Source organism: Streptomyces sp. NPDC057694, assembly GCF_042799415.1.
Lineage (GTDB): Bacteria > Actinomycetota > Actinomycetes > Streptomycetales > Streptomycetaceae > Streptomyces.
Genome location: NZ_JBHVIX010000003.1, coordinates 1 through 22,310, shown reverse-complemented (window position 1 = coordinate 22,310; position 22,310 = coordinate 1). Strand labels below are relative to the sequence as shown.

Annotated in this window: 23 protein-coding genes; 8 read left to right on the top strand and 15 right to left on the bottom strand. The window is 72.0% G+C overall.

Translation table 11 applies throughout. The annotated features are described in order from the left end of the window. The first annotated feature begins 227 nt into the window (after nucleotides 1-227). On the top strand, nucleotides 228-1,031 hold the full coding sequence (locus ACFVDP_RS09845) for an enoyl-CoA hydratase/isomerase family protein (RefSeq protein ID WP_383486141.1): 804 nt from the start codon (nucleotides 228-230) through the stop codon (nucleotides 1,029-1,031). Nucleotides 1,032-1,054: 23 nt separating this feature from the next. On the opposite strand, the gene ACFVDP_RS09840 is transcribed toward ACFVDP_RS09845, so the two are convergent. Next, nucleotides 1,055-1,597, bottom strand: a complete 543-nt coding sequence (locus ACFVDP_RS09840) for an HPP family protein (RefSeq protein ID WP_383486138.1) — start codon at nucleotides 1,595-1,597, stop codon at nucleotides 1,055-1,057. An 88-nt stretch (nucleotides 1,598-1,685) separates the two neighbouring features. Between ACFVDP_RS09840 and ACFVDP_RS09835 the strand changes: the two genes are divergently transcribed. Then, the gene (locus ACFVDP_RS09835) at nucleotides 1,686-2,294 is read left to right on the top strand and encodes a flavin reductase family protein (RefSeq protein WP_383487289.1); all 609 of its coding nucleotides are present in this window, start codon (nucleotides 1,686-1,688) and stop codon (nucleotides 2,292-2,294) included. Nucleotides 2,295-2,419: 125 nt separating this feature from the next. Here the strand turns inward: ACFVDP_RS09835 and ACFVDP_RS09830 are convergent, their stop codons facing one another. Next, the gene (locus tag ACFVDP_RS09830; protein ID WP_383486136.1) at nucleotides 2,420-3,730 is read right to left on the bottom strand and encodes an MFS transporter; all 1,311 of its coding nucleotides are present in this window, start codon (nucleotides 3,728-3,730) and stop codon (nucleotides 2,420-2,422) included. Between the two features lie 71 nt (nucleotides 3,731-3,801). Here ACFVDP_RS09830 and ACFVDP_RS09825 point away from each other — a divergent pair, with 71 nt between their 5' ends. Next, a complete protein-coding gene (locus tag ACFVDP_RS09825; protein ID WP_383486133.1) occupies nucleotides 3,802-4,797 on the top strand; it encodes a GlxA family transcriptional regulator in 996 nt (331 codons plus the stop codon). A gap of 366 nt (nucleotides 4,798-5,163) precedes the next feature. Here the strand turns inward: ACFVDP_RS09825 and ACFVDP_RS09820 are convergent, their stop codons facing one another. The 5 genes from ACFVDP_RS09820 to ACFVDP_RS09800 are packed head-to-tail and all read right to left on the bottom strand — an operon-like array spanning nucleotide 5,164 to nucleotide 9,584. Next, the gene (locus ACFVDP_RS09820; RefSeq protein ID WP_383486130.1) at nucleotides 5,164-5,679 is read right to left on the bottom strand and encodes a hypothetical protein; all 516 of its coding nucleotides are present in this window, start codon (nucleotides 5,677-5,679) and stop codon (nucleotides 5,164-5,166) included. Between the two features lie 12 nt (nucleotides 5,680-5,691). Next, complete coding sequence (locus tag ACFVDP_RS09815; protein WP_383486127.1) at nucleotides 5,692-6,402, bottom strand: hypothetical protein; 711 nt, start codon at nucleotides 6,400-6,402, stop codon at nucleotides 5,692-5,694. 19 nt (nucleotides 6,403-6,421) lie between these two features. Continuing rightward, a complete protein-coding gene (locus ACFVDP_RS09810) occupies nucleotides 6,422-7,471 on the bottom strand; it encodes a Zn-dependent alcohol dehydrogenase (RefSeq protein ID WP_383486124.1) in 1,050 nt (349 codons plus the stop codon). After that, a complete protein-coding gene (locus tag ACFVDP_RS09805) occupies nucleotides 7,468-8,652 on the bottom strand; it encodes an acyl-CoA dehydrogenase family protein (protein ID WP_383486122.1) in 1,185 nt (394 codons plus the stop codon). The genes ACFVDP_RS09810 and ACFVDP_RS09805 overlap by 4 nt, the downstream gene beginning before the upstream one ends. 17 nt (nucleotides 8,653-8,669) lie before the next feature. Then, nucleotides 8,670-9,584, bottom strand: coding sequence for an SDR family oxidoreductase (locus tag ACFVDP_RS09800; RefSeq protein WP_383486119.1), 915 nt, complete (start codon nucleotides 9,582-9,584; stop codon nucleotides 8,670-8,672). 124 nt (nucleotides 9,585-9,708) lie between these two features. Here ACFVDP_RS09800 and ACFVDP_RS09795 point away from each other — a divergent pair, with 124 nt between their 5' ends. Further along, complete coding sequence (locus ACFVDP_RS09795) at nucleotides 9,709-10,635, top strand: cyclase family protein (protein ID WP_383486116.1); 927 nt, start codon at nucleotides 9,709-9,711, stop codon at nucleotides 10,633-10,635. A gap of 334 nt (nucleotides 10,636-10,969) precedes the next feature. On the opposite strand, the gene ACFVDP_RS09790 is transcribed toward ACFVDP_RS09795, so the two are convergent. From ACFVDP_RS09790 to ACFVDP_RS09775, 4 genes are all read right to left on the bottom strand, one after another. Then, complete coding sequence (locus ACFVDP_RS09790; protein ID WP_383486113.1) at nucleotides 10,970-11,452, bottom strand: ATP-binding protein; 483 nt, start codon at nucleotides 11,450-11,452, stop codon at nucleotides 10,970-10,972. Nucleotides 11,453-11,885: 433 nt separating this feature from the next. After that, on the bottom strand, nucleotides 11,886-12,770 hold the full coding sequence (locus ACFVDP_RS09785; protein WP_383486110.1) for an acyl-CoA dehydrogenase family protein: 885 nt from the start codon (nucleotides 12,768-12,770) through the stop codon (nucleotides 11,886-11,888). A gap of 7 nt (nucleotides 12,771-12,777) precedes the next feature. After that, nucleotides 12,778-13,926 (bottom strand): acyl-CoA dehydrogenase family protein, encoded by a 1,149-nt coding sequence (locus ACFVDP_RS09780; protein WP_383486107.1) that lies wholly within the window; start codon nucleotides 13,924-13,926, stop codon nucleotides 12,778-12,780. 5 nt (nucleotides 13,927-13,931) lie between these two features. After that, nucleotides 13,932-14,060 (bottom strand): hypothetical protein, encoded by a 129-nt coding sequence (locus tag ACFVDP_RS09775; protein ID WP_383486104.1) that lies wholly within the window; start codon nucleotides 14,058-14,060, stop codon nucleotides 13,932-13,934. A 195-nt stretch (nucleotides 14,061-14,255) separates the two neighbouring features. Here ACFVDP_RS09775 and ACFVDP_RS09770 point away from each other — a divergent pair, with 195 nt between their 5' ends. Next, on the top strand, nucleotides 14,256-15,791 hold the full coding sequence (locus tag ACFVDP_RS09770) for a class I adenylate-forming enzyme family protein (RefSeq protein WP_383486101.1): 1,536 nt from the start codon (nucleotides 14,256-14,258) through the stop codon (nucleotides 15,789-15,791). 57 nt (nucleotides 15,792-15,848) lie between these two features. Here ACFVDP_RS09770 and ACFVDP_RS09765 read toward each other — a convergent pair whose 3' ends face one another. Both ACFVDP_RS09765 and ACFVDP_RS09760 read right to left on the bottom strand, forming a co-directional pair. Then, nucleotides 15,849-16,352, bottom strand: a complete 504-nt coding sequence (locus ACFVDP_RS09765) for an EF-hand domain-containing protein (RefSeq protein ID WP_383486098.1) — start codon at nucleotides 16,350-16,352, stop codon at nucleotides 15,849-15,851. Between the two features lie 162 nt (nucleotides 16,353-16,514). Further along, nucleotides 16,515-16,895, bottom strand: coding sequence for an STAS domain-containing protein (locus tag ACFVDP_RS09760; RefSeq protein WP_383486096.1), 381 nt, complete (start codon nucleotides 16,893-16,895; stop codon nucleotides 16,515-16,517). Nucleotides 16,896-17,242: 347 nt separating this feature from the next. Between ACFVDP_RS09760 and ACFVDP_RS09755 the strand changes: the two genes are divergently transcribed. Beyond that, nucleotides 17,243-17,818, top strand: a complete 576-nt coding sequence (locus tag ACFVDP_RS09755; RefSeq protein ID WP_383486093.1) for a sigma-70 family RNA polymerase sigma factor — start codon at nucleotides 17,243-17,245, stop codon at nucleotides 17,816-17,818. Then, nucleotides 17,815-19,104, top strand: a complete 1,290-nt coding sequence (locus tag ACFVDP_RS09750) for a zf-HC2 domain-containing protein (RefSeq protein WP_383486090.1) — start codon at nucleotides 17,815-17,817, stop codon at nucleotides 19,102-19,104. The genes ACFVDP_RS09755 and ACFVDP_RS09750 overlap by 4 nt, the downstream gene beginning before the upstream one ends. Before the next feature lie 215 nt (nucleotides 19,105-19,319). Here the strand turns inward: ACFVDP_RS09750 and purU are convergent, their stop codons facing one another. Then, nucleotides 19,320-20,198 (bottom strand): formyltetrahydrofolate deformylase, encoded by an 879-nt coding sequence (gene purU / locus ACFVDP_RS09745; protein WP_383486087.1) that lies wholly within the window; start codon nucleotides 20,196-20,198, stop codon nucleotides 19,320-19,322. A gap of 68 nt (nucleotides 20,199-20,266) precedes the next feature. Beyond that, nucleotides 20,267-20,767 carry a hypothetical protein gene (locus ACFVDP_RS09740; protein WP_383486084.1) on the bottom strand — a complete coding sequence of 167 codons (501 nt, stop codon included), beginning with the start codon at nucleotides 20,765-20,767 and terminating at the stop codon, nucleotides 20,267-20,269. A 117-nt stretch (nucleotides 20,768-20,884) separates the two neighbouring features. On the opposite strand from ACFVDP_RS09740, the gene ACFVDP_RS09735 reads away from it, so the two are divergent. Beyond that, complete coding sequence (locus tag ACFVDP_RS09735) at nucleotides 20,885-22,180, top strand: ABC transporter substrate-binding protein (RefSeq protein ID WP_383486081.1); 1,296 nt, start codon at nucleotides 20,885-20,887, stop codon at nucleotides 22,178-22,180. Nucleotides 22,181-22,310: the final 130 nt, after the last annotated feature.

Genomic DNA, 22,310 nt, shown 5'->3' with positions numbered 1-22,310 from the left:
AGGGGCGCGTCTCTCCCCCCTCGGCCGGGGGCGCGCCTTGATGGAGATGGCGCACGAAGTGCGCATCTCCAGGGGCGCGGGGAACTGCGCGAGAAGCGGCCACCGGCCCGCAGGTCGCAACGAAACCCCGTGGGGCAGACGCAGATCTTTCAGGGGCGCGGGGAACTGCGCGACCAGCCACCCACCCGCCCGCAGACGACACCGAACCGAGCCGAAACGGACCCCGCATGACAGACATCCCCCTGCACCAGCAGGTACTGCACCGCATCGAGAACGGCGTCTCGTGGATCACCCTCAACCGGCCGGAGGCCATGAACGCCGTCACCTGGGACCAACGCGAACGCATCATCACCCTGCTCGAAGAAGCCACCACCACCCCCACAACCCGCGCAGTGATCATCACCGCCACCGGCAAGGGCTTCTGCGCAGGCGCAGACCTCCGCAACGCCCCCGGAACGGACGAACGGATCCCGGGCGACGTAGCCCGAACGATCCGCCTCGGCGCCCAGCGCCTCATCGCGGCGATCCTCGACTGCGAAAAACCGGTGATCGCGGCAGTGAACGGCACCGCAGCCGGCATAGGAGCCCACCTGGCCCTGGCCTGCGACCTGGTCCTGGCCGCCGAGTCGGCCCGCTTCATCGAGGTGTTCGCCCGCCGCGCCCTGGTCCCCGACGGCGGCGGCGCCTATCTGCTGCCCCGCCTGATCGGCCCGCACCGCGCCAAGGAGCTGATGTTCTTCGGCGACGCGGTCCCGGCCGCCGACGCCCATGCACTCGGCCTCGTCAACCGCGTCGTCCCGGACGACGACCTGGCGAAGACGGCCCGCGACTGGGCCGAGCGCCTCGCGACCGGCCCGACCCGCGCGCTGGCGCTGACCAAGCAGTTGGTGAACGCCTCCCTGGACAGCGACCGCGCGACCGCGTTCGCGGCGGAGGCGAACGCACAGGAGATCAACATGACGACGCGGGACGCGCAGGAGGGCGTGGCGAGTTTCGTGGAGCGCCGCTCACCCACGTACGAGGGCCGATAGAACCGGGCGGGCGGGACCCCCGGTCACCAGGCCAAGGGATAACGCACCGCATGGCCACCGATCCGCCCCGGCAGCATCCCGATGGCCACGAGCAGCACCGTGGCCAGCGCGAGCAGCGGCAGGAACGGCCACGGGGACGGCCCCTGGAGCACCACGATCACGGCGGTCGCGGCAGCCGGGGAGTGCGACAGGTGGGTCAGCATCATGGCGCCCAGCGAGAGCCCGGCGGCGATCGCCGCGCCCCAGGTGGTGCTGCCGGTCACCGCGTGGGTGGCGAAGCCGACGCAGGCGGCGAGGAGCTGGCCGCCGACGAGGTTGCGCGGCTGGGAGATCGGCAGCCCCGGCGCACCGTGCACCAGGGCGGCGCTGGCCGCGATCGGGGGTATCAGCAGCGGCTGGTGGAGCAGGACCCCGATCCCGGCCAGGAGCAGCAGGGCGCCGATCGCGAAGGTGGTGGCGCGCAGGGCGTGCAGTGCGTGCGGGCGGGGCGGCGGGGTGGTCACTCGGGGTACTCCGGGCAGGTCGGTGCAGGTCAGCCGCGGCTTCGGCAGCAGAACCCCGAGCATAAACAGACTGTTGATTGAAACCGGAATCTCTTGCCTCTCCGGCACACCCCTTCCCATCTGATGGACCGTCAGTTTCAATGGCGTCATGATGGGACACGCAGGAATGGCGGCCACCGTCGTCCGGTACCTCAGGTCCGTCGGCTCCCCCACCTCTTCCGGGCCCGTGGAGGCACTGCCCCGCCCGGATCTGCGCGCGGTCGGCGACGACGAACGGGCTCCGGTCGACCCGGCCGAGTTCCGCCGGGTGCTCGGCGCCTTCGCGAGCGGCGTGACCGTGATCACCGCGCCCGGCCCGGACGGCCCGGCGGGCTTCGCCTGCCAGTCCTTCGCCTCGCTCTCCCTCGATCCGCCGCTGGTGACGTTCATGGTGGCCCGTACGTCGACGACCTGGCCCCGGATCGCCCGCGCGGGCGTCTTCTGCGTGAACGTCCTGGCCGCCGATCAGGCCGAGCTGTGCCGGGGGTTCGCGGTGAGCGGCGCCGACAAGTTCGCGGGGGTCCGGTACGACGCGGCGCCGGTTTCCGGTTCGCCCCGCCTCGACGGGGTCGCGGCCTGGATCGACTGCACGATCCACGCCGTCCACACCGGGGGCGACCACCTGATAGTGGTGGGCCGCATCACAGCCCTGTCCACCCCGGACTCCCCCTCGGACCCCCTCCTCTTCCACCGGGGCCACTTCGCCACCCTGGAGAACTGACCCCTTCCGCACCCCTGATGAGATGCCGCACGAAGTGCGCATCTCAGGGGCGCGGGGAACTGCGCGAGAAGCGGCCACCGGCCCGCACCCGACCGACAACCCGAGAAGAGGCGCGGGGCACCCCCTCAGACGGCCACCCCGACCCGGGCACCGGCACCCCGCCGGATCACCAAAGCCATCAGCGCAGCGGCCGCGCACAGCCCACCCGACGCGTACCAGACCACGTCGTACGACCCGAAAACATCCCGCGCCACCCCACCCAGGAACGCCACCACCGCGGCCCCCACCTGGTGCGAAGCAAGAACCCATCCGAACACGATCGCGCTGTCCTCCCCGTAGTGCTCCCGGCACAGCGCGATGGTCGGCGGCACGGTGGCCACCCAGTCGAGGCCGTAGAAGACGATGAAGAAGAGCATCGGCGGATGGACGGACGGCGCGAGCAGCACGGGCAGGAAGACGAGCGAGATGCCGCGCAGGGCGTAGTACACGGCCAGCAGCCGCCGCGCCTCGAACCGGTCCGTGAACCAGCCGGAGGCCACCGTGCCGACGACATCGAACACCCCGATCACAGCGAGCAGCGACGCCGCCGCGGTCACCGGCATCCCATGATCGTGCGCCGCGGGTACGAAGTGGGTCTTGACCAGCCCGTTCGTGGAGGCGCCACAGATCGCGAAGGTACCGGCCAGCAGCCAGAACGGCCCGGTCCGCGCCGCCTTGAACAGCACCCCCACGGCCCGCCGCGCGGCCCCCGTCACCGGCGCCGGCTTGGGCACGAACACCTCGGACCCGTACGGACGTACCCCCACATCGGCGGGATGGTCGCGCAGCAGCAGCCACACGAAGGGGACCACGGCGACGGCCGCGAGCGCGACGGTGACGGCGGCGGGCCGCCAGCCGTGCTTCTCCACCATCCAGGACAGCAGCGGCAGGAAGACCAGCTGGCCCGAGGCGCCGGCCGCGGTGAGGATCCCGGTGACGAGCCCGCGCCGGGCCACGAACCACCGGTTGGTGACGGTGGCAGCGAAGGCCAGCGCCATCGAACCGCTGCCCAGGCCCACCAACACCCCCCAGAACAGCACCAGTTGCCAGGCCGCCGTCATCCACACGGTCAGCAGCGAGCCGAGCGAGATCACGCTCAGCGCGATCGCGACGACCTTGCGTATCCCGAAGCGGTCCATGAGCGCGGCGGCGAACGGCGCCGTGAGCCCGTACAGCGCGAGGTTCACGGAGACGGCGAAGCCGATCGTGCCGCGCGACCAGTCGAACTCGGCGTGCAGCGGCTCGATGAGCAGGCCCGGCAGCGAGGCGAAGGCGGCGGCACCGATGATCGTCACGAAGGTGACCGCGGCGGCGGCCCAGGCCCAGCGGGAGCCCGGCCGACCGGCGGTGGCCCCGGTGGGGGCGTCGGTGGGTTCGGAAGTCTGCGTCGTCGTCACGACAGACAGCTTCGGCCAGCCGCCCCTGCCGGACCAGTGGCCCGAATGACAGCATTCGCTAGAATCGGGCCATGACCGCCTCCCCGGCCTCCCGGCCCGCCCGGCACCGTGTCGTCGTGCTCGCCCTCGACGGCGTGATCCCCTTCGAACTCGGCATCCCCCAGCGGATCTTCGGCCGTGCGCGCAGTGCTTCGGGCGAGGACCTGTACGAGGTCGTGACCTGCGGCGTGCGGGCGGCCGGGCCCGTCAGGACCGACGCCGACTTCTCGATCCTGGTCGAGCACGGCCCCGAGGCGCTGGCCGCGGCGGACACGGTGCTGATCCCGGCGTCCTACGCCCTTGGGCCCATGCACGAGGAGGGGCGCCTCACCCCCGACCTCGCGGCCGCGCTGGCCCGCATCCGGCCGGGCACCCGCCTGGTCTCCATCTGCACCGGCAGCTGGGTGCTCGCCGCCGCGGGGCTGCTCGACGGGCGGCCCGCGACCACGCACTGGGCCCACGCGGACGAGTTCCAGCGGATGTTCCCCACGGTCCGGGTCGACCCCGACGTCCTGTTCATCGACGACGGCGACATTCTCACCTCGGCGGGTGTCGCGACCGGGATCGATCTTTGCCTGCACATCGTGCGCCGCGACCACGGGGCGGCTGTCGCCAACGACGTGGCCCGGCGCACCGTCGTTCCGCCGCACCGCGACGGCGGGCAGGCCCAGTACATCGAACGGCCCGTTCCCGAGCCGCAGTTGGCCACCACCGTGGCGGCCCGAGCGTGGGCTCTCGCCCATCTCCACGAGCCGATCCAGTTGCGGGACATGGCCGAGCAGGAGGCCATGTCGGTACGCACCTTCACCCGGCGCTTTCGCGAGGAGGCCGGGGTCAGCCCGGGCCAGTGGCTCACCCGCCAGCGCGTGGAGCGTGCCCGCCACCTCCTGGAGTCCTCGTCCCTGTCCATCGACCAGGTGGCCGCCGAATCAGGCTTCGGCACGGCCCAGTCGATGCGCCAGCATCTCCAGTCAGCCCTGGGAGTAACCCCGACCACCTACCGCCGCACATTCCGCTCCACCACCTGAGCCCACGCCCTCAAGAGGTCGCCGGTCACCTGCGGCCCGGCGGCCGCTTCTCGCGCAGTTCCCCGCGCCCCTGAGGCAGGCGCTTCGCGCCGCCTCCCCTCGTAGGCCCAGAGGCAAGGGGCACACGGCCCCCACCCGAAACAGACGGCACACCCCTGATGGAGACAGCGCACGAAGTGCGCACTCCAGGGGCGCGGGGAACTGCGCGACCAGCCCCCACCGCCCCGCAGACGAACGACAACCCGATAAGGGGCGCGGGGAACTGCGCGAGAAGCGGCCACCGTCCCGCACCCAACCGACAACCCCATAAGGGGCGCGGGGAACTGCGCACCCAGCCACGACGAAAGCGGCACCCGCGCGACGGCCTCAAGACCCCGAGGAGCTCCGCGAAACCCCCCGCGCCCCGGCCCCCGCACCCGCACCCGCCGAAGACCGCCCCGCCCCCCGAACCCCCCGCTCCCCCCAGAACCCCACCACCCCGAGCACCACAGTCACCCCCACCCCCGAAAGCACGGCGCCCCAAGCCGGAAGCACCCCAAGGAGCACCCCGGCCAGGGACCCGCTCCCGGCATACCCGGCCCCCACAGCCGCGTACATGACGGAGTACCCCGCGGCCAGCGCCCCGGTGGGCAGCACCTCGCGCAGCATCAGGTTCCGGGTCAGCATGGCCCCGGCCTGCAACACCCCGGCCACGACGAGCCCGGCCGCGATCACCCCGGCCCACGGCGCCAGCGCGACCCCGGCCACGCACCCGGCCACCCCGAGCACCAGCACGAGCCCCTGCACAGGCAGCCGCCCGGGCCACACCCGAAGCCCGTACACGAGCGCCCCGACCGCCGACCCGGCCGAGAACCCGGCGAGCAGCGGCCCGGCGAGGCCCACGCCGAAGCCCCGCTACTCAAGGAGCGCGGGCAGGATCAGTTCGGCCATGGCGAGCAGCGACATGCTCGCCGCGCCGGTGACGTACACGGGCCAGGCCCGCAGCAACACCCTTGCCCCGGGCCGCTGTTCGTCCCCGGAGGCGGGCGCCCAGCCGACGGGCAGCAGCCAGAGCCCCGGCACCGAGAGCGCCATGAAAGCGCAGGCCACCAGCAGCGGCACCCACGGCGCCACGGACAGCGCGAGCCAGGCCGTCACCGCGGGTGCCAGCGCCCACACCCCGAAGGAGAGGACGGACTCGAACGACATGGCCTGCCGGACGGCCCGCTCCGGCGCGAGGCCGGTGAGCAGCGCCCGCAGCGCCCCCGGCGCGGCCCCGGGCGCCGCGCCCGCGACGAAGGCGGACACCCCGAGCAGCCAGGACGGCACCCCGTACGGCAGCCCGAGCGCGCCGAACCCGCACGCCCCCACCGCGAGCCCGGCCGCCAGCTGCGGTCTGGCCCGCGCCGCCCGCATCCGCGTGCCGAGCAGCGGGGCGCCGACTATCTCCCCGATCACGTAGACGGCGGCGAGCACCGCGCCCAGCGTGTAGCCGCCGGGCCGCTCCCGTACGAGGAGGACGAGCGCGAGCGGCGCCATGGCGACCGGCATCCGCGCGCAGACGGCGACGAGGGCCCAGGACGCGACGGAGGTGCCCGACTCGCGGAACAGCAGTCGATAGCTCATCCCCCGACCGTAGAGCGGCTCAGAACGTCAGCACCCCCCGAGCCACCCGCCCCGCCTCCGCGTCCGCGACCGCCTTGCCGAAGTCCTCCACGGGATAGGTCTGGGTCACCAACTCGTCGAGCAGCAGGCGCCCTTCGGCGTACAGGTCGGCGTAGAGGCGGATGTCGCGCTGCGGGCGGGATGACCCGTACCGGCAGCCGAGGACCGACTTGTCGAGGAACAGCGCCGCCGGTACGAACGACGCCTCGGCGTCGGCGGCGGGCATCCCGAGCAGCACGGCCTGCCCGTGCCGGTCGAGCAGATCGATCGCGGCCCGCACCAGTTCCACCCGCCCCACGCACTCGAAGACGTGGTCGGCGCCGTCGGGCAGCACCTCGCGCACGGCCGCCACGTCGGTCAGGAACTCGTTCGCGCCGAACTGCCGCGCGACGTCCTCCTTCGCCGAGTTGGAGTCGACGGCGACGATCTTCAACGCGCCCGCGATCCGGGCCCCTTGGAGCACGTTGAGGCCGACCCCGCCGGTGCCGATGACGACGACGGAGTCCCCGCGGTCGACCCGGGCCCGGTTGAGCACGGCGCCGACCCCGGTCAGCACCCCGCACCCGATCAGCGCGGCGGACGTCAGCGGGATCTCCGCCGGGATCTTGACCGCCTGCACGGCCTTGACGACGGTCTTCTCGGCGAACGCCGAGTTCGACGCGAACTGGTACAGCGGCTCGCCGCCCCGCGAGAACGGCTGCTGCGGCCGGCCGATGGCCCGCCGGCACATGGTCGGCCGGCCCCGGTCGCACTCGGCGCAGGTGCCGCAGTTGGCGAGGGTGGACAGCGAGACGTGGTCGCCGGGCACCACATGGGTCACCCCCGCCCCGACGGCCTCCACCACGCCCGCGCCCTCGTGCCCGAGCACGACGGGGCGCGGGAACGGGATGGTCCCGTCGATCACGGACAGGTCGCTGTGGCACAGCCCGGCCGCGGCGACGGCCACCAGCACCTCCCCCGGCCCCGGGTCCCGTATCTCCAGGTCGTCGACCACGACCGTCTGCCGGCCGTCGAACACCACACCCCTCACAACGCCTCCCTGGGCAGGCCGAGCACGCGCTCGGCGATGATCGTGCGCTGGATCTCGTCCGAGCCGCCGTAGATCGTGTCGGCCCGGCTGAACAGGAACAGCCGCTGCTGTTCGTCGAGTTCGTACGGAGCGTCGGGCGCCCAGTCGTGCGGTCCGGCGGCCGCGGCGGCGCCCCGCACCCGCAGCGCCAGCTCCCCGAGCCGTTGGTGCCAGCCGCCCCACAGCAGCTTGGCGACGCTCGGCGCGCCCCTGTCCTCGGCGCCGCCGAGGGTGCGCAGCGCGTTCCACCGCATGGTCCGCAGCTCGGCCCAGAGCCGCACGATCCGGTCCGCGATCACCGGGTCCGCCGCCGCTCCGGAGGCGACCGCGTCGCGCACGAGGACGCTCAACTCCTCCTGGAATCCGATCTGCTGGGCCAGTGTGGACACCCCGCGCTCGAAGCCGAGCAGCCCCATGGCGACCCGCCAGCCGTCGCCCTCACCGCCCACCACGTCCTCGGCGACGGCCCCGTCGAAGAACACCTCGTTGAACTCGCTGGTGCCGGTGAGCTGCTGAATCGGCCGTACGTCGATGTGGGCGGGCTGGTCCATGGGGACGAGCAGGAAGGACAGGCCGTGATGGCGGCGCGAGCCCGGCTCGGTCCTGGCCAGCACGAAGCACCAGTCGGCCTGGTGGGCGAGCGACGTCCACACCTTCTGCCCGCTGACCCGCCACCGCCCGTCGCCGTCCCGCACGGCGGAGGTGCGCAGGGAGGCCAGGTCGGAGCCCGCGCCGGGTTCGCTGTACCCCTGGCACCACAGCTCCTCGCCGCGCGCGATCGGCGGCAGGTAGCGGCGGCGCTGCTCGTCGGTGCCGTGCGCGAGGAGGGTGGGGGCGAGCAGGTTCTCGCCGATGTGCCCGTGGCGGCCCGGCGCCCGGGCGCGTGCGTACTCCTCGGCCCACACCACCTGCTGGGTGAGGGTCGCGACCCGGTTGCCGTACCCGCCCTCCCGCCAGCCGAGCCCGATCCAGCCGCCGGAGCCCAACTCCCGCTCCCACTGCTGCCGTTCACCGGACGCCTCGTGCTCGCTGCCGGGGCCGCCGCGCCCGGCGATCCCGGGATGCGCCCGGATGTGCTCGCCCAGCCAGGCCCGCGCCTCGCTCCGGAAGGTCTCGTCCTCGTCACCGAACCCGAACTCCACGCCCGCCACCCCACCCTCTACTGATTGGGCCGTTCCTCGGCGGCGGCCGCCCGCGCCATCTCCTCCAGCTGGGCGAGCAGCGGCATCGGGTCGGTGCCGACGGCGCCCGGCAGGAAGTCGGCGATCCGCTCCGGCGTCCAGGCCCCACCCTCGGCATACCCGGCGCGCAGCTCGCGCGGCTGCGCCCACACGGCGATCTTCGGCCCGGCCACGGTGTACACCTGGCCGGTGATCTTCTCCTCGCGGGCCCGGTCGCTGAGCAGGTAGACGACGAACGCGGCGACGTCCTCGGGCTCCCCGATCTCCTTCAGCGTCATGGGCACATTGGCCGACATGCGCGTACGGGCGACAGGGGCCACCGCGTTGGCGCTCACCCCGTACTTGTGCAGGCCGAGCGCGGCGCTGCGCACCAGCGAGATGATGCCGCCCTTGGCCGAGCTGTAGTTGGCCTGCGCGACGGAGCCCTGGTGGTTGCCGCTGGTGAACCCGATGAGGGTGCCCGAGCGCTGCTTGCGCATGACGGCGGAGGCGGCCCGGAACACGGTGAAGGTGCCCTTCAGGTGGGTGGCGACGACGGGGTCCCACTCCGCCTCGGACATGTTGAACAGCATCCGCTCACGCAGGATCCCGGCGACGCACACCACCCCGTCGATCCGCCCGTACGTCTCCACGGCGGTGTCCACGATGCGCTGCCCGCCGGCCATGGTCGACACGTCGTCGGCGACGGCGACGGCCTCCCCGCCGGCCGCCTCGATCTCCTTGACGACGCCGAGCGCGATCTCGGAGGTGGGCTCACCGCCCTCGATGGACACCCCGAAGTCGTTGACGACGACCTTGGCGCCCTCGGCGGCGCACGCGAGCGCGACGGCCCGCCCGATGCCACGCCCCGCCCCCGTCACGGCGACGACCTTGCCTGCCAAGAAGTTCCCCATGCCCGGCCCCTTCCCGCGGTTTCTGACGACCCGTTAGATTTTGCTGTCGGTCGGATTCTACGACCCGTCAGATACCGGAACACAAGACCTGGCACACAACAGCACACGACGCCCGGGAGGCCCGATGCCCCTGCCCGCCGAGTTCCACGACATCGCCAAACACGTGAACAACTGGGGGCGTTGGGGAGCGGCCGACGAGATCGGCACCCTCAACCTCGTCACCGACGAGGTGGTCCGGGAGGCCGCCGCCGAGGTCCGCACGGGCCGCCGCGTGCCGCTCGGGCTCCCCCTGAAGGAGGACGGCGTCCAGTCGGGCCTGATCCCGGGCAGGATCAACCCGTTCCACTCGATGGTGCAGATCAACCAGGAGATCTTCGGCCCCGGCACGGTGGCGTGCAGCGACGACGCCGTGACGATGGGACTCCAGGCGGCCACCCACTGGGACGCCCTCACCCATGTCTCGCACTCGGGCCGCCTCTACAACGGCCGCCCGGCGGACACCATCACCGCGCACGGCGGCGCCGGGTTCGGCGGCATCGACAAGATCCCGTACATCGTCTCGCGCGGCGTCCTGCTCGACGTGGCGGCGGCGAAGGGCCTGGACCGGCTCCCCGGCGACCACGCGGTCACCCCCCAAGACCTGGACGAGGCGGCCGAGTTCGGCCGCGTGGAGGTCGGGTCCGGCGACATCGTCCTGGTCCGCACGGGCCAGATCCAGGTGTACCTGGCGGGCGACAAACACGGCTACGGCTACCCCTCACCCGGCCTGTCGGTGCGCGCCCCCGAGTGGTTCCACGCCCGCGACGTGGCGGCGGTCGCCAACGACACCCTGACCTTCGAGATCTTCCCGCCGGAGATCGAGGACCTGTGGCTCCCGGTGCACGCGCTCGACCTCGTCGAGATGGGCATGTTGCAGGGCCAGAACTGGAATCTGGAATCTCTGTCCACAGCCTGTGGAGAACTTTCCCGCTACAGCTTCCTGCTCTCGGCGATGCCAGAACCCTTCCAGGGAGCAACGGGCACTCCGGTGGCCCCGGTAGCCCTCTTCTAGCCGTTCCCACCTGCGGCCCGGTGGCCGCTTCTCGCGCAGCTCCCCGCGCCCCTGAGATGCGCATTCCGTGCGCCATCTCATCAGGGGCGCGCCCCAAGGGGAGGCTGCGCGAAGCGCCTGCCTCAGGGGCGCGGGGAACTGCGCGACCAGCCACGACGAACCGTCACCCGGCAACGACCGGACACCCCCGCGGCGGAGCCGGATTCCTCGCCGAGGGCCCCCGTCACAAGGGCCCTCGACGTCCCCTCGCGGCGATTCGCCATCCACAAGCGTGATCAAACGGACACGTCACGTCAACAGCCGTACGGGTATTTGTGCTTAATGCGAAAAATGTTCAGGCGCTCACAGAAGCACTGGACCGGAGCGCACCCGGCGCAGTGGCTCCCGCCGACCAGCCGACCCCGGCGGCGGACCCGCACCGGTCGATCTCGCACCAGATGGCCTTGCCCGTGCCCTCGGGGCGCCAGCCCCAGCGGTCGGCGAGACCGTCGACGAGTTCGAGCCCCCGGCCGTTGGTCTCCTCGCCGTCCGCGTGCCGCGGCGCCGGCGGGCGGGCACTGGAGTCGGCGACCTCCACCCGCACCATGCCGGGACACGCGCCTCCGGCGCACGGCAGCACCATCCGGAGCACGGCCGGGCGGCCGGTGTGCACCACGGCATTGGTCACGAGCTCGGAGACGAGCAGGATCAGCGTCTCGGCAGCCGGCTCGTCGGGATCCACGCCCGAGCCGGCGAGACGCTGCCGCGCCCACCTGCGGGCCCGCCCCACCTCCGCGGGGTCGGCCCCGACCTCCAGTTGAACCTGAAGCACCTGCACCGCTCACACCATCCGAACCGGCGGACACGTCGCCTCGCGCCACTGACCTTGCTGGCCACTGCGGAAGATCACGGACCGTGACCCCCTTGCTGCACAGCATGGTTGACGTACAGTCACCCCAACAAGCGCTTCGGGCATATTCCAGCGCGAAGGAGTACCCGTACGGCATACTGTGCGACGCGTCTCGCGGGGGGTCGAACAGGCGGGCGTGATGCACCGCCCTGGACTCTGAGCGGCGCGCATCCGCGGTCCCGGAGCCGCCTCGGAGGCAACACCGGCACTGTCGCTCGGGTTCAGCACCACTCGCATCTGCCACAAGGTACCGGAGCCGGAGGCCGACTCCACGGCGTGACGAGCCCCGCGAAGGACACAACCCGATATCAACACTCCGTCACTGTGCGTGCACCTCTCGTCATGGCGTGCCCGGGAGGTGTCACAGGGACGCCGCGAGCGCCTCCTCCGCGTCCCGCGCCCGGCCGCCCAACTCGGCCCGTGTCCAGGCCCGCTTCAGGTGCAGATGAACGTCTGCCTCCCAGGTGAAGCCCATACCGCCGTGCACCTGGAGGCAGTCCCTGGCCCCCTGGACGGCGGCCTCGTCGGCGAGCAGTTCGGCCGCGGCGACCTCGACGGGGTCACCGGTCACGGCCGCCGCGTACACCGCCGCACGGGCGATCTCGACCCGTACGAGCATCTCTGCGCACACATGTTTCACTGCCTGGAAGGCCCCGACGGGCTGTCCGAACTGCTCGCGTTCCCGGGCGTGTTGAACCGCCATGTCGAGCGTGCGCCCCGCCGAGCCGAGCTGTTCGGCCGCGTACAGCAGGGTCGCCCGCCACGGCGGGCGTGACCGCTCGCCGTCGGGCACCCGGTGCAGCGGGGTGAGCGGGTCGACGGGCGCGGCCAGCGGCTCGGCGCCCGCCGCGTCGCCGCGCACCACGTCCGCCGCGTCGAGCCACGGCACGAGTCCGTTGTACGGCGCCGTCACGACCGTCTCGCCCGACGCGGCGCCCTCGACGTCGCCCGCCGCGAGGAACGTGGCCACCAGCGGCCCCGGCACCAGCGCCCGTCCGCACTCCTCGAAGACGAGCACCGCCTCCGCGAGGCCGAGCCCGACGCCGCCCGCCGACTCGGGCAGGCACAGGCCGAACAGCCCGGCCGCGCCCAGCTCCCGCCACAGACCCCGGTCGAGTACGGGCGCGGGAGCGTCGGCGGCCGTGTCGAGGCACGACCGCAGCGCCTCGCGCCCGAACCGTCCGGCCAGCAGCTCGCGCGTCCCGTCCCGCAAGGCCCGCTGATCCTCGGTCAGTTGGAAGTGCACGGCCCGCTCACCGTCCGCCCTTGGGAAGGCCGAGGATGCGCTCGGCGACGATGTTGCGCTGGATCTGCGAGGTTCCGGCGGCGATGGTGTACGACAGCGAGGAGAGCCGGTCGAGGGTCCATTCCTGCCCGGCGTCCAGCGCGCCCGCGCCGCCCAGCACCCCGGCGGCGACGTCGTAGAGCCGCTGGCGGGCGTGGGAGTACCGCAGCTTGAAGACGGACCCGCCGACCCCCGGCACGCCGCCGCTCGCCTGCGCCTCGCTCACGTTCCACTGGGTGAGCCGCCACAGGGCGCCGAACTCGGCCGCGAGCAGTGCCAGTTCGCGCCGCAGTACCGCGTCGTCCCACTTGCCGCTCTTTCTCGCGTGGGCGGCCAGTTCGCCGAGGACCCGGCGGCAGGCGACGACCTCCCCGACGAAGGCGGTGCCGCGCTCGTACGACAGGGTCACCATGGTCACGCGCCAGCCGTCGTTCTCCTCGCCGACCCGGTTGCCGACGGGCACCCGTACCTCGTCGAGGAACATCTCGGCGAACTCCGTGGACCCGGCGAGGGTGCGCAGCGGGCGCACCGTGATGCCGGGCGCGTCCATCGGCATCGCGAGCCAGGTGATCCCGCGGTGCTTGGGCGCCTCGGCGCCGATCGGGGTGGTCCGCACCAGCAGCTCGCACCAGTCGGCGACCTCGGCGTGCGAGGTCCAGATCTTGGAGCCGCTGATCACGTACGTGTCGCCGTCGCGCACCGCCCTGGTCCGCAGGGACGCCAGGTCGGATCCGGCGCCGGGCTCGCTGAACCCCTGGCACCACACCTCGTCCCCGCGCAGGACGGGCGTCAGCCACCGGTCGCGCTGCGCGGCAGTGCCCTCGGCGGCGATGGTCGGCCCCGCGTGCAGCAGGCCCACGAAGTTGGCGCCCACGTAGGGTGCGCCCGCCCGCTCGGTCTCCTCCAGGAAGATCAGCCGGGTGGTCGGTGAGGCGTCCCAGTGCACGTCCCCGTACCCGGCGTCGTACAGCCGGCGCTGCCAGCCGGTGTCGTAGGCGCGGCGGCCGGGCCAGTCGCCGGGCGACGGCTTGGGTCCGAGCGTGGGCAGCACCCCGCCCAGCCACTCCCGCAGCCGTGCCCGGAACTCCTCCTCCTCGCCGGTGTACGTGAGGTCCACGAGTGCTACCGGTCCCGGTCCGTGTCGAGGCCGAGCCTGCGGATCGCGTGCTCGGCCGGCAGCCAGGTCCCGAAGCGCCGGGCAGGTTCGATCACATGGTCGTCGACGCCGACGATGCGCGGCAGTTCCGTCATGAGTGCTGAGCCCCTCCACCGAACGATCCGGACGATCCGTACGGCCCGAGCGATCCGAGCGATCCGTACGTTTCTGATGCTCCGTCAGATGCCAGGCTAGCCCCGCACCTCTGGACCGACAAGAAGCACGGACTTACGCTCTCCCTCACATCTGACAGGTCGTCAGTTACCTGTCCGGTTCGAAGGGGTACGCAGATGACGGACACCGCACACGCCCTGGGCGCGTCCCGCACGCTCTGGGAACTGGTCGAACGCCGCGCCGCCCTGACCCCCGACCGCCCCGTCCTCCTCCAGGGCGAACGCGTCCTGACCTTCGGCGAGTTGCGCGGCCGGGCCGAGCGGGTCGCGGCCGGTCTGTACGAGCGCGGGGTGCGCCCCGGCACCGTGGTGGCCTGGCAGCTGCCCACCCGGATCGAGACGGCCCTGCTCACCTTCGCGCTGGCCCGCCTCGGCGCGACGCAGACCCCGGTCATCCCCTTCTACCGGGACCGCGAGGTCGGCTTCGCGCTGCGCGAGTCGAAGGCCGAGTTCTTCGCGACGCCGGGCGTCTGGCGGGGCTTCGACCACACGGAGATGGCCCACCGGCTGGGCGCGAAGGGCGTCTTCGAGGCGTACGAGGACCTGCCGGAGGCCGACCCGGCGATCCTTCCCGCGCCGCCCGCCTCGGGCACGGACATCCGCTGGATCTACTGGACGTCCGGCACGACCTCGGACCCCAAGGGCGTGCTCCACACGGACCGTTCACTGATCGCGGGCGGCTCCTGCCTGGCCCACGCCCTGCACCTGTCGGAGTCGGACGTCGGCTCGATGGCCTTCCCGTACGCGCACATAGCCGGGCCCGACTACACGGTGATGCTGCTCCTCTACGGCTTCCCCGCGGTGCTGTTCGAGCAGTTCGCGCTGCCGGACGCGCTGGCCGAGTACCGGCGGCACGGGGTGACGGTGGCGGGCGGCTCCACGGCGTTCTACTCCATGTTCCTGGCCGAGCAGCGCAAGGACCCGGACCACAAGGTGATCCCGAGCCTGCGCCTCCTCGCGGGCGGCGGCGCCCCGAAGCCGCCGGAGGTCTACCACTCGGTGGTCCGCGAGATGGACGTCCAGCTCACCCACGGCTACGGCATGACCGAGGTCCCGATGATCACGATGGGCGCCCCGGACGACACGGCCGACAACCTCGCGACGACGGAGGGCCGCCCGCCGGAGGGCATGGAGATCAGGATCGTCGACGAGGACGGGACACAGGTCCCGGCCGGCGTCGACGGAAACGTCCGGCTGCGCGGCGAGGCGGTCTGCCAGGGCTACCTGGATCCGCGTCAGTCGGCGGACGCCTTCGACGCGGACGGCTTCCTCGTCACCGGCGACCTGGGCCACGTGCTCCCCACCGGCCATCTGGTCCTGACCGGCCGCGCGAAGGACATCATCATCCGCAAGGGCGAGAACATCTCGGCGAAGGAGATCGAGGACCTCCTGCACGCCCACCCCTCGGTCCAGGACGCGGCCGTGATCGGCCTCCCGGACCCCGAACGCGGCGAACGCGTTTGCGCGGTGCTGGAACTGATGCCTGGAGCGCCGGAGTTGACCCTCGCCGAGATCACGGCCTACCTGCGCGCCGAGGGCCTGTCGACCTTCAAACTCCCGGAACAACTGGAGACGGTGGAGGCCCTCCCGCGCAACGACGCGCTGCGCAAGGTCCTCAAGTACAAACTGAGGGAGCGCTACGCGCCCCGATAGGGGCGCGGGGAACTGCGCGAGAAGAGGCCACCGGCCGGCACTCGACAACGAACCGCATCAGTCCGGCACAGTGAAATAGAGCGCGAACCCCCGAACGGCCTCGTCCTCGGAGACCCGCCCATCCCCGTCACCGTCCAGCGAGGCAACGGCCTGAGCGGCAACCCCGCCCTCCACACCCAACACCCGCAACACCCGCTCGGCAGAAGCCACCCCGACCCCGCCATCCCTCCGATCAGGCTCGGCCAGAGCAATGGCAGCGCGCAAGAACGGCCGGGCGATCTCGGCGAACCGCTCGGGGCTGTCCCGCAACCGCTTGACGGCCCCGGTGACGAACTCCCCCCGGGTCACCCGCTGATCCCCGTCCACATCGGCGATCCCGGCCATGCCCTGCCAGAACGCCTCGGCCCCGGCGAACAGGTCCTGCCCCTTGTCGCAGCGCGCCGTCACATCGAACTCGGCGAGCAGCGCCTTCGCGGCGGAGTAGAAGTCCTCGCGGTCGATGTATCCGTTGCCGTCCTGGTCGAAGCCGGCGAACCGGGCAGCGATCCTCCGCTCGTCCATGCTGATGAGCCGCCTCTCACGTCGGTGGGTGCTACGCCTGCGAGCGTACGTCGCACAGCGCGGCAGGGGGCCCGAAGTGCGCGTTTGTGGCAGGACCGGAGAATGCCCGCGACATAAGCCGGACGGAAACCGCGCGGAAGGCGCACGGAACCCGCGCGGATGTCACGCGGACATCGGCGCCGTGTCCTCGTCGACGGCGGCCGCCACATCCGGATACACCTCGAACAGCCGCCGCACCCCGAGCGCCGCGAGCACCCGGTTCACGTGCGATCCGTCCTCGGCCCCACGCGCGGGCAGGATCAGCCGCAGCTGCCCCTGGCACGAACGCATCAGGCGGCGGGCGGCTATCAGCACACCCACCCCGCTGGAGTCGCAGAACAGCACGTCCGAGAGGTCGAGCACGACACTGTGCCGGCCGTCGGCGACGGCGTCGTGCACCTGCTGGCGCACCGCCGGGGACGTCACGAGGTCCATCTCGCCCGAGACCTGCACGACGGCCCAGTCGCCCTGCGCCGCCTCGGTCACCTTGAGCACCACGCTCATCGCCTCTCGCTCGACGTCACTTCGCTTCTGACTAGATCCGGAATCCACGCCTTCGTTTCATCTGCGCGGCTGCCCGGCCGCGCAGCGATGAAACACCCCCGCACACCTATCACATATGACTCTGTTAAGACCGAGCCGGTTGCTTCTCAGCCAAAACGGTCAGACGGTCGTCCGCGCACCTCGGGAGGGCCCCGGCTCTTTATCACCTGACGCCGCCAGGGGCGCACAATGCCGCAAAGGGGCGTGCGTTGTCGGTGTCGCGGACTACATTCGGGTAGGAGGCACGCAGTTCGGAAGTAAGCAGTTCAGGAGTAGCAGTACGTACGGGCAGCCGGTGAGGGGGCTCCATGCCCAAGGACACTCCGTCCCGCTGGGACCGGAGGATGCAGCAGCGTCTGGCGCACGGCGAGGCCGCGGCGCTCGGAGAGCTGTACGACCGTTTCGCATCCCTGGTGCACGGCCTGGCGCACCGCGTCCTGGACGACGAGGACGCCGCGGACCAGATCACCCGCGAGGTGTTCACCCAGATCTGGGAGAACCCGGAGGCCTACGACCCGAAGTCGGGCCCGCTGCGCTCCTTCATCGCCACGCTCGTCCACCGCCAGGCCGTCCAGCGGCTGCGGCAGACCGAGTCCGCGGCCCTCGTGCGCAGCGGCCGCGGCACCACCGAGGACCTGGAGCGCAAGGTGCGCCGCGCCTCCGCCGCCGCCCGCGCCGACTACATCGTCACGTCGATGCCCGCCCCGCTGCGCGCCGCGCTCGAACTGGCCTATTTCCAGCGCCGTGACTACCGCCAGACCGCCGCCGACCTCGGCGTCACCGAGGACGAGGCCCGTCGTCGGCTGCGCCTGGGGCTCCAGTTGCTGTCCACGGCCCACGACAGCGACCGCCCGCCCGGCGGTGGCTACGGGAGGCCGGCGTGAGCGGCGCGGGCGGACCGGGCCGCCACGACCCGTACGACCCCTACGACCCGTTCGGCGACGAGCCCGACCGGTCCGGGGAGACCGGTGGCACGGCGGACGCCGCGGCCCGGATACCGACGCCGCGCAGCTCCGTCGAGGACACCGGGGTCCCGCTGCCCGACGTACCCGCACCCGCACCGCTCGTCCTGGAGCACCGCGTGCTCAAGTCACTGCTCGGCGCGTGGGCGCTGGCCGCCTGCTCGCCCGAGGAGGCCGTCGCCGTCGAGGACCATCTCGGCGAGTGCGGCACCTGTGCCGAGGAGGCCCTGCGGCTGCGGGACGCCGTCGGGCTGCTGCACGCCGAGGAGACCCTCGACCTCGACCCGATGCTCCGCGCCCGCGTCCTGGAGGGCTGCCTCACCCGGCGCCCCGCACGCATCCCGGTCCCCTCCTGGACGGTGCCGTACGACGCCGAGACCGCCCGGCTCGACGCCCTGCTCCAGGACTTCGGCGACCCGGAGTGGCACGCGCCGGTCCGGCTGCGCTGGTACGAGGGTGACGAGCAGGTCAGCCGCAAGACGACCGTCGCCGGTGTCATCGCCCATCTGACCTGCGTCGACGGCCTGGTCGCCCGGTCCCTCGGGCTCGACGATCCGGCCGGGCCCGCGGTCCGCGACGGGCTCGGGCCGCTGGAGCGCACCGAGGCGTACTGGAAGGCCTCGTACTTCCCGCCGACCCGTGCCGCGCGCCCTCCGTGGCGCGACCAGACGCATGCCGTCATCCGTACCGTGTCGTTCGCCGGGGAGGACGCGGCGGGCGCCGGGGGCACCGGGCAACTCCCGATCTCGTACGGGGACTTCACGCTTCCGCTGCGGGACGCCATGATCGACCGGGCCTTCGAGTGCTGGGTGCACGCCGGGGACATCGCGGACGCCGTCGACTATCCGTACGCCGCGCCGTCGCCGCGCCATCTGAACCGGATGATCGATCTGGCCGCGCGGATGCTTCCCGGTTCGCTGGACCAGCGCCGCCGCAGTGGACTGGCGGCGCCGTCCGGGGCGCCCGGGCGCAGTCTGCGACTTGAGGTCGAGGGGGCCGGTGGCGGCGAGTGGCTGATCGCCCTCGACTCGCCCACCGGGGTGGGGTCCGCCGAGCGGGAGGTGGCTCATGTCGCGCTGGACGGTGTGGAGTTCTGCCGCCTGGCCGCCGGTCACGTCTCCCCTGAGGAGGCCGCGGCGGGTCAGCTCGGCGACCGGGACGCCATCCGAGACGTCCTCCGCGCCACCGCGTCGCTGAGCCGCATGTAGCGCGGGGGCATCGTTGTCGTCCGCGGCTCTCGTCGTGGCTGGTCGCGCAGTTCCCCGCGCCCCTGAGATGCGCACTTCGTGCGGCATCTCATCGGGAGGCTGCGCTCGGCGCAGCCTCCGAGGGGAAGGCGCGCGAAGCGCATGCCTTCAGGGGCGCGGGGAACTGCGCGAGAAGCGGCCACCGGCCCGCACCCGACCGACAAGCCGACCGTGGGCTAGGCGAAGACGACCGTGCGGCGGCCGTTCAGGAGGATTCGGCGTTCGGCGTGCCACTTCACGGCCCGGGCCAGCGCCTGACACTCCACGTCACGACCGATGGCGACCAGCTGATCGGGCGTGACGTCGTGCGCGACCCGCTCGACCTCCTGCTCGATGATCGGCCCCTCGTCGAGATCGGCGGTGACATAGTGCGCGGTCGCCCCGATCAGCTTCACACCCCGCGCATGCGCCTGGTGATACGGCTTGGCGCCCTTGAAGCTCGGCAGGAACGAGTGGTGGATGTTGATGATGCGCCCGCTGAGCTGCTTGCAGAGGTCGTCGGAGAGCACCTGCATGTACCGGGCGAGCACGACCAGCTCGACCTGCTCCTCCCGGACCAGTTCGAGAACCTGCGCCTCGGCGGCCGCCTTGGTGTCCTTCGTCACGGGAATGTGGCGGAAGGGGATGTCGTACGTGGCGACCAGCTCGGCGAAGTCCGTGTGGTTGGAGACGACGGCGGCGATGTCGACGGGCAGCGCGCCGATCCGGGCCCGGAAGAGCAGATCGTTCAGGCAGTGGCCGAACTTGCTGACCATGAGCACGACCTTCATGCGGTCGGCGGCCCGGTGGATCTGCCAGTCCATGCGGAACGAGTCACCGATCGCGGCGAAGCTGGCCCGCAGCTTCTCCGCCGTCACCGGCGCGTCCGCGCTGAAGTGGACCCGCATGAAGAACAGACCGGTGTCGTGGTCGCCGAACTGCTGGCTGTCCTCGATGTTGCAACCGGTCATGAAGAGATAGCTCGACACGGCGTGCACGATGCCCTGCTTGTCGGGGCAGGACAGGGTGAGGACGTACTGATCGGGACCGGCGACGGCCGCGGACTGCGCATTCATAGGGGCAAGGTTCGCACACCGCGCCCGACGACAGCCCACCGTTCCGCTGCGCGGACAGGCACCAGGCCCTAAGCGGCCCGCGTCATGATCCGCAGCACTTCCAGGGTCCGCGGCGCCGTGTCGGGTTCCTCGCCGTCGCTCGTGGCGAGCCGCACGTGCGCCTCGCGGGCCGCGCCCACCGCTTCCGGCCACCCCTCGTGCTGGAGGTACACGGAGACGGGGGCGTCGGGGCCGACCTGGTGCATGATGCGCAGCACCTTGAGCACCGCGGAGTCGACGAGCGCCGCCTCCTGCGCGTCCCGGAAAATCGTTCCGACGTATTTCTCGGCGGACCAGTTGTCCAGCCAGGTGTCCTCGACGAGGCGGTACACGGCGTCGGTCACGTCTCCGTACCCGTCCACACCGGCCAGCCAGACTTCCCGCTGGAAGGACGGATCGGAGAGCATGTGCAGCGCGGAGCGCACATTGCTGCGCCAGCGCCACCACGGCATGTCGTTGAGTGGCATGCCGTCCATAGTCGTGGAGCGACGGCCGCGGCGGGAAGACTTCTCCGAGCTTTGCACGGTCATCGATCGTACGTGCCGTCACCGGGCGCGCCGACCGGCCCCCGTAATTCACCTGCGCGTCACCACTCGTTGACCACGGGTCACCTCCGGGTTGGGGAGGCGGGGGAATCGTGCAGGATCATGACCGGCACGGGCGACGAGCGCCCTCTCACCACCACCGTCAAGCGCACCCTCACTCTGCTCAGGAGGGCCACGACCCTCGTGGCGGGCACGGCCCTGGTCGCCGGCTGCGGGCTGATCCCGGGGATCACGGAGGGCTCCGGGGACCAGCCGGTCACCGTGATGACCTGGGCGCCGGAGAAGACCGGGGCGACGAACCAGCCGGGCATGCCCGCCATGGCGCAGGCGTACGCGCGCTGGATCAACTCCCACGGCGGTATCGACGGCCGCCCGCTGAAGGTGCTGACCTGCAACGATCACAACGACAGCGTGGACGCCACGAAGTGCGCCCGCGCGGCCGTCGACCAGCACGCGGTCGCCGTCGTCGGCTCCTACAGCCAGTACGGGCGGGCGTTCATGTCGCCGCTCGAATCGGCGGGCATCCCCTACATAGGCGGCTACGGGGTGACCGACACGGAGTTCACCAGCCCGCTGTCCTACCCGGTCAACGGCGGCCAGGCGGCCCTGCTCGCCGGGAACGGGCAGCAGCTCGCCGGGGAGTGCGCGCGCACCGTCCTGGTCCGGCCCGACACCGTCGCGGGCGACGACCTCGTCTCCCTGATGAACACCGGCCTCGCGCTGGGCGACCGCCCCGCCGCCACCGATCTGCGGGCCGCCGAGGACGCCACCGACTACAACGACCAGGCGGTCCGGGCGCTGAGCGCGGCAAGCGCCGTGCCGGACGGCAAGGGCTGTGTGGTGGGCGCGCTCGGCGAACGGACGGACACGTTCTTCGACTCGTTCCGGCGGCTGCGCGACGGCTACCCGAAGGTGCGCACGGCCAGCGTGCTCGGCAGCGTCGACCAGTCCGTCATCGACCGCTCCGGCGGCGCGCAGAGCGCCTACGAGGGGGCGTACGTGACCGGCTGGTACCCGGCGGCGAGCGACAGGCGCTGGGACCCGATGAAGAAGGCGATCAAGGAGCGGGCCTTCGGCGACAACCGGATCGACCCGGCGGACGCCGGGGTGCAGACCACCTGGATCGCGTACACCGTGCTGCGCCAGGTCGTCGAGGCGATCGGCGACGGCGAGGTGACCTCGGACTCGGTGCGCCGCACCCTCGACAAGGGCCTGAAGGTCACGACGGCCGGCCTCACACCGTCGCTGCGCTGGGACTACGACCACATGTCGGCGGCCGGCGACTACCCCCGGCTGGTCAACGCGCGGGTCACGTTCCAGCAGGTGCGCGACGGCCGGCTGGTGGCGACGCGCTCCACGTCGGTGGACGTGACGAAGACCCTGGCGGACGCGCCCTGAGGCGCTGAGCCGCGACGGACGAGAGGGGCGGGGGGGGGGGGGCCCACTTCCCCCTCCCGCTTGCCAATGTGCAGGAGGACACCCTGGTCGTATCGGCGTTGTCGGGGGATCCTTCTCCAACGTTGTAACC